Annotated in this window: 16 protein-coding genes and 4 tRNA genes; 4 read left to right on the top strand and 16 right to left on the bottom strand. The window is 71.8% G+C overall.

Going from position 1 to position 15,003, the window contains the following annotated elements; all coding sequences use genetic code 11:
• Positions 1-5: 5 nt before the first annotated feature.
• The 6 genes from DEI94_RS10875 to DEI94_RS10900 form a co-directional block, all read right to left on the bottom strand.
• Complete coding sequence (locus DEI94_RS10875; RefSeq protein ID WP_111009444.1) at positions 6-632, bottom strand: Pr6Pr family membrane protein; 627 nt, start codon at positions 630-632, stop codon at positions 6-8.
• Positions 633-850: 218 nt separating this feature from the next.
• Entirely contained in the window at positions 851-1,543 is a 693-nt protein-coding gene (gene rplA / locus DEI94_RS10880) for a 50S ribosomal protein L1 (RefSeq protein ID WP_111013533.1), read from the bottom strand.
• A 79-nt stretch (positions 1,544-1,622) separates the two neighbouring features.
• Positions 1,623-2,054 carry a 50S ribosomal protein L11 gene (gene rplK, locus DEI94_RS10885; RefSeq protein ID WP_111009442.1) on the bottom strand — a complete coding sequence of 144 codons (432 nt, stop codon included), beginning with the start codon at positions 2,052-2,054 and terminating at the stop codon, positions 1,623-1,625.
• Between the two features lie 126 nt (positions 2,055-2,180).
• On the bottom strand, positions 2,181-3,236 hold the full coding sequence (gene nusG, locus DEI94_RS10890; protein WP_111009441.1) for a transcription termination/antitermination protein NusG: 1,056 nt from the start codon (positions 3,234-3,236) through the stop codon (positions 2,181-2,183).
• 119 nt (positions 3,237-3,355) lie between these two features.
• Positions 3,356-3,637 (bottom strand): preprotein translocase subunit SecE, encoded by a 282-nt coding sequence (gene secE, locus DEI94_RS10895; RefSeq protein WP_111009440.1) that lies wholly within the window; start codon positions 3,635-3,637, stop codon positions 3,356-3,358.
• A gap of 84 nt (positions 3,638-3,721) precedes the next feature.
• Positions 3,722-3,794 (bottom strand) — tRNA-Trp (locus DEI94_RS10900).
• A gap of 210 nt (positions 3,795-4,004) precedes the next feature.
• Here DEI94_RS10900 and DEI94_RS10905 point away from each other — a divergent pair.
• Positions 4,005-5,219 carry a pyridoxal phosphate-dependent aminotransferase gene (locus DEI94_RS10905; protein WP_111027022.1) on the top strand — a complete coding sequence of 405 codons (1,215 nt, stop codon included), beginning with the start codon at positions 4,005-4,007 and terminating at the stop codon, positions 5,217-5,219.
• Between the two features lie 82 nt (positions 5,220-5,301).
• On the opposite strand, the gene DEI94_RS10910 is transcribed toward DEI94_RS10905, so the two are convergent.
• The 3 genes from DEI94_RS10910 to DEI94_RS10920 are packed head-to-tail and all read right to left on the bottom strand — an operon-like array spanning position 5,302 to position 7,291.
• The gene (locus tag DEI94_RS10910) at positions 5,302-6,408 is read right to left on the bottom strand and encodes a UDP-N-acetylmuramate dehydrogenase (RefSeq protein ID WP_258376490.1); all 1,107 of its coding nucleotides are present in this window, start codon (positions 6,406-6,408) and stop codon (positions 5,302-5,304) included.
• 8 nt (positions 6,409-6,416) lie between these two features.
• Positions 6,417-6,845, bottom strand: a complete 429-nt coding sequence (locus DEI94_RS10915; RefSeq protein WP_111027023.1) for a MaoC/PaaZ C-terminal domain-containing protein — start codon at positions 6,843-6,845, stop codon at positions 6,417-6,419.
• Complete coding sequence (locus tag DEI94_RS10920; RefSeq protein ID WP_111027024.1) at positions 6,842-7,291, bottom strand: FAS1-like dehydratase domain-containing protein; 450 nt, start codon at positions 7,289-7,291, stop codon at positions 6,842-6,844. Before DEI94_RS10920 ends, DEI94_RS10915 begins: the two co-directional genes overlap by 4 nt.
• A 164-nt stretch (positions 7,292-7,455) precedes the next feature.
• On the opposite strand from DEI94_RS10920, the gene DEI94_RS10925 reads away from it, so the two are divergent.
• The gene (locus tag DEI94_RS10925; protein ID WP_146249507.1) at positions 7,456-8,259 is read left to right on the top strand and encodes a helix-turn-helix transcriptional regulator; all 804 of its coding nucleotides are present in this window, start codon (positions 7,456-7,458) and stop codon (positions 8,257-8,259) included.
• A 40-nt stretch (positions 8,260-8,299) separates the two neighbouring features.
• Here DEI94_RS10925 and DEI94_RS10930 read toward each other — a convergent pair whose 3' ends face one another.
• The 6 genes from DEI94_RS10930 to DEI94_RS10955 all read right to left on the bottom strand — a co-directional run bounded on the left by DEI94_RS10930 (position 8,300) and on the right by DEI94_RS10955 (position 11,843).
• Positions 8,300-9,241 (bottom strand): AraC family transcriptional regulator, encoded by a 942-nt coding sequence (locus tag DEI94_RS10930; protein ID WP_111027026.1) that lies wholly within the window; start codon positions 9,239-9,241, stop codon positions 8,300-8,302.
• A 104-nt stretch (positions 9,242-9,345) separates the two neighbouring features.
• Positions 9,346-9,419 (bottom strand) — tRNA-Met (locus DEI94_RS10935).
• A 35-nt stretch (positions 9,420-9,454) separates the two neighbouring features.
• Positions 9,455-9,526, bottom strand: a tRNA-Thr gene (locus tag DEI94_RS10940).
• A 98-nt stretch (positions 9,527-9,624) separates the two neighbouring features.
• Positions 9,625-10,389 (bottom strand): M23 family metallopeptidase, encoded by a 765-nt coding sequence (locus tag DEI94_RS10945; protein ID WP_146249508.1) that lies wholly within the window; start codon positions 10,387-10,389, stop codon positions 9,625-9,627.
• Between the two features lie 456 nt (positions 10,390-10,845).
• Positions 10,846-11,667, bottom strand: a complete 822-nt coding sequence (locus DEI94_RS10950; protein WP_111009433.1) for an inositol monophosphatase family protein — start codon at positions 11,665-11,667, stop codon at positions 10,846-10,848.
• Positions 11,668-11,761: 94 nt separating this feature from the next.
• Positions 11,762-11,843, bottom strand: a tRNA-Tyr gene (locus DEI94_RS10955).
• A 124-nt stretch (positions 11,844-11,967) separates the two neighbouring features.
• On the opposite strand from DEI94_RS10955, the gene DEI94_RS10960 reads away from it, so the two are divergent.
• Positions 11,968-12,456 (top strand): YajQ family cyclic di-GMP-binding protein, encoded by a 489-nt coding sequence (locus tag DEI94_RS10960; protein WP_111009432.1) that lies wholly within the window; start codon positions 11,968-11,970, stop codon positions 12,454-12,456.
• Between the two features lie 36 nt (positions 12,457-12,492).
• Entirely contained in the window at positions 12,493-13,953 is a 1,461-nt protein-coding gene (gene cls, locus DEI94_RS10965) for a cardiolipin synthase (protein WP_111009431.1), read from the top strand.
• Here cls and DEI94_RS10970 read toward each other — a convergent pair.
• Positions 13,934-15,001 carry a DUF418 domain-containing protein gene (locus DEI94_RS10970; protein ID WP_111027028.1) on the bottom strand — a complete coding sequence of 356 codons (1,068 nt, stop codon included), beginning with the start codon at positions 14,999-15,001 and terminating at the stop codon, positions 13,934-13,936. The two genes, cls and DEI94_RS10970, sit on opposite strands and share 20 nt — an antisense overlap.
• Positions 15,002-15,003 lie beyond the last annotated feature (2 nt).

Raw genomic sequence — 15,003 nt, forward strand, 5'->3', positions numbered from 1 at the left:
CGGGGCTACCGCCGCTCGACGCGGAGGAGCCGCACCCGCGCCACCCGCGCGACGACGATGCCGATGAGGGTGATGAACACCCCGATCGCCACACATGCGATCGCCACGACGCCGTAGCCCTGCCGCGGATCGAGGAACGGGTACGGCACCCAGCCGTCGGTGCCGCCCCGGACGAGGACCACGCCGAGCCAGACCGCGGGGTAGACGAGGAACCACGGAACGCGCCGCAGCGAGATCGGACGTCGGTCGTCGACGAAGAGCCAGTCGAGTGCCAGGTAGAGCGGCACCCAGCGGTGCAGGACGTCGTTCGACCAGGCGAGCCCGAACGCACCGAGCGGGACGTGCACGAGGAGGGTGTTGTACACGACGCCCGTCGTGGCCATGTACGTCGTGGCAGCGGCGCGCACGAACGTCAACCGGCTCGTCGACCGTCCACGCGCGGCGAGCACCACGACCGCGACGAGCACCACCGCGGCCACGCAGTTCGACTGGATGGTGAAGTACCCGAAGAAGTCCCACGGTCGGAACACGTCCCCGCGCACGAGCACCACGAGCTGTCCCACCACCGCGGTCACGATCGCGATCGCGACGACGAGCCGGACGGCGGACACGACGGTGAGGCTGGTGCGCACGTGGCTCACAGTAGTGGCCCCGGCTGCTGCACCGTGCCTCCCGACAGCTGCCCGTGGACGTCTGCGGAGCGCGGGCGGTGCGGTGGGCGGACGGTCTCTGTCGGCGGATGGTCCCCGGTGGCTCGGACGGCGATGGTCACCGGCGGCTCGGACGGCGCAGGAACGCGGAACGGCCCACACCGCGTGCAGCGGTGTGGGCCGTTCGGGTCCTCCGGGACTCAGCCGATCGCGTTGACGTCGAGCGGGATGCCCGGGCCGAACGTCGTCGAGATGGCGCCCTTCGTGATGTAGCGGCCCTTCGAGGCGCTCGGCTTGAGGCGGACGACCTCGTCGAGCGCGGCGGTGAGGTTCTCGTTCAGCTGCTCCGGCGTGAACGAGGCCTTGCCGACGACGAAGTGCACGTTGGCGTGCTTGTCGACGCGGAACTCGATCTTGCCGCCCTTGATGTCGTTCACCGCACCCGCGACGTTCGGGGTGACGGTGCCCGTGCGGGGGTTCGGCATGAGACCACGCGGGCCGAGGACGCGGCCGAGACGACCGACCTTGCCCATGAGTTCCGGCGTCGCGACGGCGGCGTCGAACGAGGTGTAGCCGCCGGCCACCTTCTCGATGAGCTCGTCGCCACCGACCTCGTCGGCACCCGCGGCGATGGCGGCCTCCGCCGCCGCACCGGTCGCGAAGACGATGACCCGGGCGGTCTTGCCGGTGCCGTGCGGGAGGATGACGGTGCCGCGCACCATCTGGTCCGCCTTGCGGGGGTCGACGCCGAGCTTCAGCGCGACCTCGACGGTCGAGTCGAACTTGCTCGAGCCGGTCTCGCGCGCGATGTCGACGGCCTCGGACGGGGTGTAGTACCGGTCGGCCTCGATCTTCGCGGCCGCGGCCCGGTAGGCCTTGGAATTCTTCGCCATGGTGGTTCTCCTAGTCGAGAGTGTGGTTGACGAGCCTGGCGAGGCTCTCCCACGGGGGTGTCGGAAGGGGTGCGGGGCCTCAGGCCTCGACGGTGATGCCCATGGAGCGGGCGGTGCCGGCGATGATCTTCGCCGCGGCGTCGACGTCGTTGGCGTTGAGGTCGGCCTGCTTCGTCTCGGCGATCTGACGGACCTGGTCCATCGAGATGCGCGCGACCTTGACCGTGTGCGGGGTCGCGGACCCCTTCTGGATCCCGGCGGCCTTCTTGATGAGCTCGGCGGCCGGCGGGGTCTTGAGGACGAACGTGAACGAGCGGTCCTCGTACACGGTGATCTCGACCGGGACGACGTTGCCGCGCTGGGACTCGGTCGCCGCGTTGTAGGCCTTGCAGAACTCCATGATGTTCACGCCGTGCTGACCGAGCGCGGGACCGATCGGCGGGGCGGGGTTGGCCGCGCCGGCGTTGATCTGCAGCTTGATCAGGCCCGTGACCTTCTTCTTCGGAGCCATGTCTCTTCCTTCTCCTGGGTTCGAACGCACGGGGACCCGTGCACTCTCCCGCTCGTCCGGCCGTTCCGGACCGCGGTGGCGAGCTCGGTCCGCGATACGGATCCGAGCCCAAACTCGAACAGTCTACTAGAGCTTCGTCACCTGGTCGAAGCTGAGTTCGACCGGCGTCTCGCGCTCGAACAGCGAGACGAGGACCGTGAGCTTGCCGCTCTCCGGCTTGATCTCGGAGATCGACCCCGGCAGACCCGCGAACGAGCCCTCCTTGATGGTGATCGTCTCGCCGATCTCGAAGTCGACCTCGGCGGGGGTGACGCGCTGTGCCGCGGCACCACCCTTCGCGCCGCCCTTGGCCGGGGCCACCTCGGCCACCTGCACCAGGCTCTTCAGCATGCCGAAGGCCTCGTCGAAGCGGAGCGGCGTGGGGTTGTGCGCGTTGCCGACGAAGCCCGTGACGCCCGGCGTGTGACGCACGACCGACCAGCTGTCCTCGTCGAGGTCCATGCGGACGAGCACGTAACCCGGGATCCGGACACGCGTGACGAGCTTGCGCTGGCCGTTCTTGATCTCGACGACGTCCTCCATCGGGACCTCGACCTGGTAGATCGCGTCCTCCATGGACATCGACACCATGCGGTTCTCGATGTTGGACTTCACACGACGCTCGAAGCCCGCGTAGGAGTGGATGACGTACCACTTGCCCGGCTTCATCCGGAGCTCGGCCTTGAACGCCTCGTACGGGTCGACCTCGACCTCGTCCTCGTCCTCGTCGCCCAGCGCGTCGGCGGCCTCCTCGGCGGCCAGGTCCGCGTTGGCGGCGACGAGGTCTCCCTCGGCCTCCTCGGTCTCGAGCTCGAGCTCTTCCTCGTCCTCCACCGCCTCGACGGCGGCCTCGGCCTCTTCCGGCGTGTCGATCTCGAGCGCGTCGTCGACGATCGCGTCGGCCTCGGGGTCGCGCGACTCGGCGAGGGCGGCGAGCGCCTCGTCGAACGCGTCGCCGTCGGTCGCGCCGGTGGCGAGGGCCTCGTCCTCGTCCTCGACGGACATGGCGCGCTCTTCGGCGGACTCGATCGAGCGACCTTCGGAGGTCTCGACGTTGCCTTCCTGGTTCTCCTCGACCTCGGAGCCCTGCTCGGCGGCGGTCGAGAGGTCGATGTCGTCGCGAGCGCGAGAGTTGTCAGACACTGTCGGTTCTTTCCGTTCGGTTGGCGGATCGGGTGTTCGTTCGGTCCGGTCCGGCGGTGCGGCGCGGCCCCGGGGAGCCGACGCGGATCAGGACTCCGGTCCGGAGCCCGTGGTGGTCGTCAGGAGGTCGCGCCGTTCCCGAAGACGTAGCCGACGCCCCACCCGAACACGAAGTCGAGCACGGACACGAGCACCATCATCACGACGACGAAGACGAGCACGACACCGGTGTAGCTGAACAGCTCACGACGCGTCGGCGTGACGACCTTGCGGAGTTCAGCGATCACCTGGCGGATGAACAGCGCGACGGCGGCGACGGGACCGCGACGCTTCTCGCGGTCACGCTTCGCCTTGGTGACGACGTCGTCGGTCGTCGTCGTCTCCAGGTCTCTTCTCGCCACTTCACACCCTTCGGAGGCCAGATCGCAGACGGTGCGCCTGCTGACCCGTCGTCCGGTCCGCACCGGATCGTGCGGACCGAGCTGCAGGGCGGACAGGACTCGAACCTGCAACCTGCGGTTTTGGAGACCGCTGCTCTACCAATTGAGCCACCGCCCTTCGGAAGGGCTCGCCCTTCCGTCGGTGAGGGAATCCATCCGCTCGACCGTGTCACCCTACCGGGTGCCCGACCGAGGGGCGATCACACGGCGAAGAGGCGCGCGAGAGCGTGGCGGATTCCGACCACCGCGCATCAGTCTACGGGAGCGGCGGAGGCGGTGTCCACTCGGGTGCCTCCGGCCGGGCGGGGCGCCCCGGTAGGCTGACCGCGTGAGCACCGAAGCCCCCCGTTCCGCGCCCCGCATCGCCTCCCGTGTCGCCGCCATCGCCGAGTCGGCGACGCTCAAGGTCGACGCCAAGGCGAAGGCGCTCAAGGCCGAGGGGCGCCCGATCGTGTCGTTCGCGGCGGGCGAGCCCGACTTCGCGACGCCGCAGCACGTGGTCGACGCCGCCGTCGACGCCGCGCGCGACCCCCGCAACCACCACTACACCCCGGCCGCCGGGCTGCCCGAGCTGCGCGAGGCGATCGTGGCGAAGACCCGGACCGTGTCCGGCGCGGATGTCACCGCCGGACAGGTGATCGTCACGAACGGTGGCAAGCAGGCGGTCTACCAGGCGTTCGCGACCCTCGTCGACGTCGGCGACGAGGTCCTCCTGCCCGCCCCCTACTGGACCACCTACCCCGAGGCGATCCGTCTCGCGGGCGGCGTGCCGGTCGAGGTCTTCGCCGGGAGCGACCAGGACTATCTCGTCACGGTCGAGCAGCTCGAGGCCGCCCGCACCGACCGCACGAAGGTGCTGCTGTTCTGCTCGCCGTCCAACCCCACGGGCGCCGTGTACTCCCCCGAGCAGACCCGCGCGATCGGCGAGTGGGCGCTCGAGCACGGCATCTGGGTGATCAGCGACGAGATCTACCAGGACCTCGTCTACGACGGTACGGTCGCGACGGGGATCCTCGCCGCCGTGCCCGCGCTCGCGGACCAGACGGTGCTCGTCAACGGCGTCGCGAAGACCTACGCGATGACCGGCTGGCGCGTCGGGTGGATGATCGGCCCGGCGGACGTCGTCCGTGCGGCCGGGAACCTGCAGTCGCACCTCTCATCGAACGTCTCGAACGTCTCGCAGCGTGCGGCGATCGCCGCGCTCACCGGCCCGCAGGAGCCCGTCGTCGCCATGCGCGAGGCCTTCGCCCGTCGGCGCCGACTCATCGTCGACGGTCTCAACGCCATCCCCGGGTTCACCACGCCCACGCCGCAGGGCGCCTTCTACGTCTACCCGGACGTCACGGCGCTGCTCGGCCGCACCTGGCGAGGCGTGACGCCGACCACGTCCCTCGAGCTCGCGGACATGATCCTGGACGAGGCCGAGGTCGCCGTCGTGCCCGGGGAGGCGTTCGGACCGAGCGGGTACCTGCGCCTGTCCTACGCACTCGGCGACGACGACATCCGCGAGGGCGTCGCACGTCTGACGCGCCTGTTCTCCTGATCCCCCGCGGCCCGCGCCCCGACGAACGGGTCGCCGGCCGGGAGGCCCGACACGTGCCCGGAACGTGCGTCCCGGCGAGCGGTCAGTCCGGCACCGAGTCGAGCAGGTCACCGACCACGACGGGTTCCGGCACGAGGGCGACGCCGAACCGGGTCATGACCATCGTCTGGACGTAGCGCGCGAGCTCGGCGACCTCGCTCGCGCTGGCGCCACCGCGGTTCGTCAGCGCGAGCGTGTGCTTCGACGACACGGCGGCCCGCGACCCGGGCAGGGCGAACCCGCGGTGCACGCCGGCGTGTTCGATGAGCCAGGCCGCGCTGAGCTTCACCCGCTCGTCGGGGACCGTCGGGGGCGCCGCCGGAGCCGACCCGAGCGGGACGACCGCCGGAGCGGCGTCCGGTGCGACCGGCCAGCGCGGTGCGTCGAGCGGCAGGGTCGCGGCGAACGTGGGCGACACGATCGGGTTCGTGAAGAACGACCCCGCGCTCGCGGTGTCCGCGTCCGTCGGGTCGAGCACCATGCCCTTCGCGGCGCGGAGGCCGAGCACCGCCGACCGGACCGCGGTCGGGGCGACGGCCGCGCCGAGCTCCACGGCGAGCGCGGTCGCGAGCTGCGGGTACCGCACGGGGACGCCACGGCCGTCGGCGAGACCGAGGCGGAACTCGACGGTGAGCACGACCCCCCGGCGTCCGCGCTTGAACACGCTCGTGCGGTATCCCAGGCCCAGTTCGTCGACGGGGAGCCAGGCCCGCTCTCCGGTGTCGGCGTCGAGGAACTCCACCGCGGCGAGGACGTCGCCGACCTCGACTCCGTACGCGCCGACGTTCTGCACGGGACTGGCACCCGTCGTCCCGGGGATCCCGGAGAGCGCCTCGAGTCCGGTCCAGCCGCGTTCGACGGTCCGGGCGACCAGGTCGTCCCAGGGTTCGCCCGCCGCGACGCGGAGCCGGACGGCGTCCGAACCGTCCGGGACGACCTCGACCCCGCGGGTCCGGACCAGCAGGACCGTTCCGGGGAACCCGGCGTCGGCGGCGAGCAGGTTGCTCCCGCCGCCCACCACGAGCCAGTCGTCGCCGTCGGCCCAGGTCCGTCGGGCCGCCTCGACCAGCCCGTCCGTCGTCGCACACACGACGAGCCGGGTCGGACGGCCGCCGACGCGCAGGGTCGTGAGCTCCGCGAGTGCGGTCACCGACTCGGTCAGCGGAACACCACCCACACCTGGGCCTTGCCGAGCACGGTGACGCCCGCCGCGGTGACCGTGAGGTCGATGCGCTCCGGGCGGCCGTCGTCGTCGAGCAGCCCGATCTTCGCGACGACCGTGATGTCGGCGCCGCCCTCGGCGTCGACGACCACGGGACGGGTGAAGCGCACCCCGTACTCGCGGAGCCACCCGCGGTCACCGAGCCACTCGGCGACCGGCTGCACGGCGAGCCCCATCGTGAGCATGCCGTGCGCGAGCACACCGGGGAGCCCGACCGCCGCGGCGACGTCGTCGCGGTAGTGGATCGGGTTGAAGTCGCCGGAGGCCCCCGCGTACCGCACGAGGGCATCGCGCGTCAGGTGCACCGTCCGCTCGGCCACGACGGCACCGACCTCGCTCGCGCCGGTGGTGTCGACCGCGCTCATGCGTCGTCCCCCCGCACGACCAGGGTCGACGTGGCGGTCACGACGTGGGCTCCCGAAGCGTCGACCACGGCGGACTCCGCCGTGACCATCGCGTTGCCGCCGAGGGTCTTGACCCCCGTCACCGTCAGGGTGGCCGTGAGTTCGTCGCCGGCGACGATGGGTCGCTCGTAGCGGAAGCGCTGCTCGCCGTGCACGACCCGCGCGAAGTCGATCCCCGCGTCCGGCTCGGCGAGGAGCTGCGCGAGCGTGGCCTCCTGCACGACGACCGCGAACGTGGCCGGCGCGACGACGTCGGCGTACCCGGCGGCGCGGGCGGCCGCGGCGTCGAGGTGGACGGGGGCGGTCGCGAAGACGGCGCGAGAGAACTCACGGACCTTCTCGCGACCCACGAGGTACGGCGCTGCCGGCGGGAACGTTTTGCCGACGAGCTCGGGGTTCACTGACACCCGGGCAGTCTACCGAGGACCGCGTGCGCGGCGCCCTGCCCGGCTCGGAGCCAGTGAACGAAGACAGTTGTCCCGTGCGCGCACGGCTTCTCCGCGTGCGCGCTCCCCGGCGGTCCCGACGTCCGTCCCGCTCCTAGGATTCCGGGGCAGGAAAGCGAGGGCGAGTGACGCAAGTGTCGGGGCAGCCCCGGTCGACGGAAGAGGACGGTGTCCCCACCGGCCGGCAGGCGAGCACGGACCACGTGGGGTCCGATCACGTGCGCGTGCTCCGTCTCCGCCACGTGGTCAGCCCCGAGGACCACGGGAGCGATCACCACCTCCTGCTCCTCCCGCCCGGCGATCACGATCTCCCCGCGACGCTCGACGTGCTCGAGGCGGTCTCGATCCAACTCGCCGTCCTGCACCGCGTGGCACGGACGACCACGGGCAACGAACGACTCCGGCTCCCCCATCAGCCCGCGCGCCCCGTCGGCACCGCCCTGGCTCGCTACTGGGCCAGTGCCGCAGCACACGCCCGTGCCGCGGCAGCGCTGCCCGGCGTGGAGGCCGGCAGCATCGTCCGGACGACGGCCGAGGAGTCCCTGGCGGCGGCCACCATCGCGGCCTTCGAGCTCGCGCCGGTCGACGCCGGGCTGACCGAGGCCCCCTTGGCGGTCCGGCGCGCGGTGGCGTTCATGGAGGAGCACGCCGGCGCACCGATCACGATCACGGACGTCGCCGCGGCCGCGCACATGAGCGTCCGCGGACTCCAGAGCGCCTTCCGCCGCGCGCTCGGGTCGACCCCGCTCGAGTACCTGCGGTCCTACCGCCTCCGGAGCGCGCACGCCGACCTCGTGGCCGCGGATCCGTCCCGCGGCGACTCGGTGGCGGCGATCGCGACGCGGTGGGGCCTCATGCACGCCGGGCGGTTCTCGCAGCGCTACCGCGAGCGCTTCGGCGAGTCGCCGATGACGACGTTGCACCGCTGAACCAGCACGTTCGGGACCGTGGTGCCCGCACCACGCCTCGTCAGTGCCGCAGGGTCTCGCCCGGCGACCGGCCGTACTCCTCGCGGTAGGCACGACTGAACCGGCCGGCGTTGCCGAACCCCCAGCGCCCCGCGATCTCGGTGACGGTCGCGCCGGTCCCCGGATCCGCTGCCTCCAGTTCCTCGTGAGCGGCGGCGAGCCGAGCCCGCCGGAGATGGTCGAGCGGCGTCGTGTCGAGGTGCCGACGGAACGCGAGCTGGAGTCCGCGCACCGACATCCGGGCCTCCGCGGCGATGTCGGCCACGCTCATCGGACGGCCGGGGTCGTCCTCGATGAACCGGACGGCGCGCCGCACGGACGACGGGAGCGAACCCGTCCCGCGGACCGTGCCCGCCACGACCTCGATCGGGAACGCGTGGAGCGCGGCACCGATGAGCGCGCGGAACGCCTGCTGCCGGACCAGGTCGAAGCCGCCCGACAACTCGTCCTCGCCATCGTCCATGACTCCGCTCGCGGCGAAGTCGACCACGCTGGACCAGAGCGCCGCCGCCGCGGCCGACACGGGCGCCGTGCCGTGGAACCGGACGACCGCCGTCTCGGCGCCGAGGTGCTCCGCGGCGAGCCGCTCGACCGCGGCCGTGGTGACGTTCACGACGAGGAGTCGCGAGTCCTCCGAGTGGCTGCGGACGGCGCCGTGCCACAGGGACGGGCCGGCGCTGGGTCCGGTGTCGACGTTGTCGTAGCGGCCCTCGAGCGTGTGGACGATGCTGAAGCCGTCCGTCAGATCGCTGGCGAGGTCCATGACCGATCCGAAGCGGATCCGGGCGAAGGTGACGTCCTGGTCTCCGTCGACGTGTTGGGTGAACCGGAAGCCACCTCCGGCGGGCACGTCCTGCACCCGCACCGTCGGGTAGACCGTGCGGAGCGCCGCCAAGGCCTGGTCCGGATCGCTCGTGTCGAAACGCGCGTGGATGAGGGCCATGATCCATCCTGCCTGTCGGTCGCACCACGACTGCGGGGGACGGAGCGGCCGCGGCCAGGACCGGCCGGACCGACGCCAGCGGCGTCGACCGAGCCGGAGAACGGTAGCGAGGGCGGGACTTGAACCCGCGACACCACGATTATGAGCCGTGTGCTCTAACCAACTGAGCTACCCCGCCGCGGACACCGCGGCGCGGGGAGCGCTGCGGGTCGGAGCCCCGAGTCAGGATTGAACTGACGACCCCTTCCTTACCATGGAAGTGCTCTACCACTGAGCTATCGGGGCGTGGCCGCGGACGGGAACCCGGCGCGCGGCACCGTACGAGGATAGCAGAGCCGGCGCGCCGTGCGTGCACCGGTCACGCTCCCCGGGCGTGCCGAGCGTCAGTCCGCGTTCGCCCGGAGCCAGGCGATCGGGTCCACCGCGACGCCGTCGACGTGGACCTCGAGGTGCAGGTGCGGACCGGTGGAGTTGCCCGTGCTCCCGACCAGGCCGAGTTCGTCCCCGACCGCGACGTGCTGCCCCTCGACCACCTCGAACGAGTCGTCCTCCATGTGACCGTAGACGCTCACGAACCGCTTGCCGTCGACGTCGTGCTCGACCCACACGTCGTTGCCGTACCCGCCGTCGTCCGCCTGCACCTTGGTCACGGTGCCCGCGGCGATCACCCGGATCGGCGTGCCCGCGCCCGGCGCGAAGTCCGCGCCCTCGTGGAACGTGGAACAGAACGAGCAGCCCTCGACGTTGCGGGCGCCGAATCCGCTCGTGATCGGCACGCCGGTCGTGAACGGCCATTGGATGGTCCCGTTCGGGTCGTTCGTGAACGTGTCGCTCGTGTTCGCGGACGCGGCCGCGGGTTGGGAGACCGTGTAGCCGTCCCGACCGGTCTCGGCGTCCGAGGCGCCGTCGCCGACGGTCAGGGACTGCGCGGTCGTGCCGGCGGCCGCGTGTCCCGGGAGGGGCATCGGGGACCAGGACGCCTGCGCCGGCAGGGAGGTCGACACGACGAGTCCCGCCACGAAGAGCAGCGCCACCGCACCGGTGACGCGCTCGGCCGCGCGCCGCAGCGCGCCGTCCGTGGCGACCCCGGCCCCGCGGCCCCGCCCGGCACGCCGGGGAGCCGCCACGGCCGCGCGACGCTGCGCCACGACCGGGACCGAGCCCGTCCTGCTCCCCCGTACCCGGGCCGACGTGGCCGCGGCGAGCGGGACACCCGCACCGCGGACGGGCGGGACGACGAGCGGCCGGTGGACCGGCGTGACCGCGGGACCGTCGGCGGCCTCCGTGTGCGGAGCGGAAGCCGCTGGACGCGACGCGGATCGGACGCGAGCCGACCTGCGTCCACCGCTCCGGGCCTCCCGGCGTTCTGCGTCGATGCGCTGACGCCGGGTGGTCGGTGCGACCGGAGCTTCGGGACCGGTGACGGACGGGGCGGTTGCACTGGCGTCGAAGGGCATGGCGGCGTGGACGAGATCCTCAGGACGGGGCGGAACGCGCTCGCGGGGCGAGCAGTGACGGAACTGGCACGGTACCAGCGTCCACGGTGCGCCTGCCAGTCGCGCACCCCCGACCTGGGGACGGCCAGTCCGAGGCGGATGGCGCCGTCAGTCCGTGCCCTCGAGGCCCCGCACGAGCTCCACGAGTGCGCCGGCGATCACCGGCGCCGCGACGACGTACCCCCGGGCGTCACCCGAATCCCAGCTCTCGACGGTCGCGCCGGCCTCCGCCGCGACGAGGGCGCCCGCCGCCATGTCCCACGGGTTGATCCCCCGCTCGTAGTAGGCGTCGACGGTCCCCGTGGCCACCGCGCAGAGGTCGAGTGACGCCGCTCCCCCACGTCGGATGTCCCGGACCTCGGTGATGAGTCCCGCGAGCACGCGGACCTGGTCGCGGCGGCGCTCGGCGGTGTACCCGAACCCGGTCGCGACGAGGGACTCGGCGAGCGACGCCGGTGCGCCGACGTGCAGCGGGCGCCCGTTCAGCCACGCTCCGCGACCGCGTTCGGCCCGGTGGACGTCGCCCGTGGCCGGCGCCACGACGACCCCGGCGAGCGCCGACCACCGCGCGGGGTGCGGCTCGCCCTCGACCACCGCGATGCTGACGCCGTACGACGGGCTGCCGTACAGGTAGTTGACGGTTCCGTCGATCGGATCGACCACCCAGGTCAGCCCACTCGACCCCACGCTCGTGCCGGTCTCCTCGCCGAGGAACCCGTCGTCCGGTCGCACCTCGGCGATCCGCCGTCGGATCATCGCCTCGACCTCACGGTCGGCCGCGGTCACGACGTCGACGAGGCTCGACTTGCGGTCGGTGACCTCGACCCCCTCGGTCCGCCGTCGCTGCGCGAGGGCTGCGGCGTCGCGCCCGATCGACTCGGCGATGTCGGCGAGTTCCGGGACGCTGACGGTGGCGCTGGCTCCGGGCACGGGGGCCTCCTCGGGACGGACGGGGCCCGGGACGGACGGACCCGTCGGGACGACGAAGGGTCCGTCCGATGCGGACGGACCCTCGTCGCGTGGGTGGCGAGTGAGGGATTCGAACCCCCGAAGGCTACGCCGGCTGATTTACAGTCAGATCCCTTTGGCCGCTTGGGTAACTCGCCATGTGCGCACCCGACCCGTGTGATCACCGACCGGAGGCGCCGTACGAGCATACCGTGTCGGCGGTGCCGCTCGGGACCATCCGGGGCCCCGCCGCGTGGTGCCGCATTCGTTAGGCTGTCGGGCATGGCAGACAGCTCCTTCGACGTGGTCAGCAAGGTCGACAAGATGGAGGCGGAGAACGCCCTCAACCAGGCCGCCAAGGAGATCGAGCAGCGCTACGACTTCAAGGGCGTGGGCGCGTCGATCGCGTGGAGCGGCGAGGACGTCCTCATCAAGGCCAACTCCGAGGAGCGCGCCAAGGCCGTGCTCGACGTCTTCGAGTCGAAGCTCATCAAGCGCGGCATCAGCCTGAAGAGCCTCGACGCCGGCGAGCCGTACGCGTCGGGCAAGGAGTTCCGCATCGAGGCCGCGCTCAAGAACGGCATCGAGCAGGACGTCGCCAAGAAGGTCGGCGCGCTCATCCGCGGTGAGGCCCCGAAGAGCGTCAAGAGCCAGATCCAGGGCGACGAGATCCGGGTCTCCTCGAAGAGCCGGGACGACCTCCAGGCCACGATGGCCCTGCTGCGGGGGACCGACTTCGACGTGCCGCTCCAGTTCGTCAACTTCCGCTAGCCGGCATCCCCCGACCGCCGAGACCGGAGGCCCGCTGTGGAGCACTGGCTCGACGTCGCCGTCATCGTCCTGCTCGTCCTGCTCGATCTCGCGATCCGCGCGTTCTCGATCATCTACGTGCCGATCAACCGCAAACCACAGACGGCGACGGGGTGGCTGCTCGCGATCTTCCTGATCCCGTACCTCGGGTTCATCGTCTTCCTGCTCATCGGCTCGACGAAGCTGCCGAAGGCACGCCGCGAGAAGCAGGCCGAGATCAACCAGTACATCCTCGACCAGACCGAGGGCATGGACCGGGTGCGGCGGGAACCGAGCTGGCCGTCCTGGCTGCACGGCGTCAGTGAGCTGAACCGCAACCTCGGGTCGATGCCGCTCGTCGGCGGCAACTCCGCGGAGCTCTACCCGGACTACGAGGAGTCGATCGCCGAGATGACCCATGCGGTCGACACCGCGCGGCGCTTCGTGCACGTCGAGTTCTACATCGCGACGCTCGACGAGACGACCTCCCCGTTCTTCGACGCCCTCGGGCGAGCGGTGCAGCGCGGTGTGACGGTCCGGTTCCTGCTCGACCACATCGCGAGCCGCGGCTACCCGGGGTACCGGGCGACGCTCGCGCGCCTCGACGAGATCGGGGCGCAATGGCATCTCATGCTCCCCGTGCAGCCCCTGCGCGGGAAGTACCAGCGTCCGGACCTCCGGAACCACCGCAAGCTCCTCGTCGTCGACGGCGGGCTCGGGTTCACGGGCTCGCAGAACCTCATCGACTCGAGCTACGACACGGGGATCAACCGCCGACGGGGTCTGCATTGGAAGGACCTCATGGTCCGGTTCGAGGGTCCCGTGGTCGCGGGGATCAACGCGCTGTTCGTGACCGACTGGTACTCGGAGACGGACGAGCTCCTCGTGCGCGAGAGCGACCCGGTCCACCGCGCCGACCGGCAGGACGCCCTCGACTGCCAGGTGGTCCCCTCGGGCCCCGGGTACGACGGCGAGAACAACCTCCGCCTCTTCAACGCGCTGCTCTACGCGGCGCAGGAGCGCGTCGTGATCACGAGCCCGTACTTCGTGCCGGACGAGTCGATGCTCTACGCGATCACGACGACGGCGCAACGCGGCGTGGCGGTCGAGCTCTTCGTCGGCGAGATCGGTGACCACGCCCTGACCTGGCACGCCCAGCGCTCCTACTACGAGGGGCTGCTGCGCGCCGGCGTCCGGATCTACCTGTACAACAAGCCGACGATCCTGCACGCCAAGCACTTCACGATCGACGACGCCGTCTCGGTGATCGGATCGAGCAACATGGACATGCGGTCGTTCAGCCTCAACCTCGAGATATCGGTCATGGTCCGAGGACATCGCTTCGTCGACGCGCTCCGCGAGGTCCAGGACGCCTACCGCCGTGACGCGTTCGAGATCACGCTCGACGAGTGGCTCGAGCGGCCCACCCGTTCGCAGGTGCTCGACAACGTCGCGCGGCTCACCGCGGCCCTGCAGTAGCCGCGGCGAGGAGCATCTCGAGCGGACCGCGCCGGAACCGGTGCCGCCAGAGCACGGCGACGAGCACGGCGCCGAGCAGGAACGAGGCCGCCACGGCGGGACCCTCGGTCGGCCCGAGGGTGTGCGCGAGCACGGCGATCGCGACGATGTGCAGCGCGTAGACGGACAACGGCATGCTGCCGACCGCCACCGCGGGCCACACGATCCGCGCCAGCCGGGCTCGGCGTTCGGTCAGGAGCAGACACGCGCCGAGGACCGCGACCGCCACCCCGGTCGAGCCGAGGACGTCGACGACCGACGACGAGTGGGCCCGCGGCGACAGCCACTCCTGCACGACCGCTGACGGTCCCGTCGCGCCGCCGGCCGATGGCACCCCGGTGACGACGGCCACCGCGGGGTCGACCGGCGCGACGACCGCACCGACCGTGTACGCGGCGACGGCGAGCGCCGTCCCCGTGACGACGAGCAGCACCTGCGTCCGGCGAGCGGGGAGGTCGCTCCGCCCCACCGCGAGTCCGACGAGCAGGAACTCGAGGAAGGTGAGGACCGGGTACGTCCGGCCGAACTGCGCCGTCGCGGCGTCCGCGTGGGCGAACAGCGCGGCGGTCGCGAGCGCGACCGGGACCGACAACGTGACCGCCCCCGCGGCGAACGACAGCAGGACCGACCGGGGACACCGCAGTACCGGGACGACCAGCAGGAACAGCGCCCCGTACGTCGGCAGGATCACGGCCACGGACGTGCCGAGTGCCACGAGCAGCACCCCGAGCGCGACCAGGAGGACCGCCCGGACCACCAGCCGGATCCGGGCGGCGGCCATCGCGGTCGGAGCGAACGGGCGAGTCCGACCCGTGACGAGCGCGACCGACACTCCCGCGAGCAGCGCGAAGAGTGCGGAGGAGCGCCCGTTCACGACGGCGGACCAGGTGGACGGATCCGACCACGCCACGGTCTGGGGCACGGCGCCGACGTGCGCCACGACCATGCCGGCGAGCGCGAGTGCCCGCGCGAGGTCGACCCCCACGAGGCGGCCGCCGGACGGCGCCACGG

This window comes from Curtobacterium sp. MCBD17_040 (assembly GCF_003234805.2).
Classification (GTDB): domain Bacteria; phylum Actinomycetota; class Actinomycetes; order Actinomycetales; family Microbacteriaceae; genus Curtobacterium.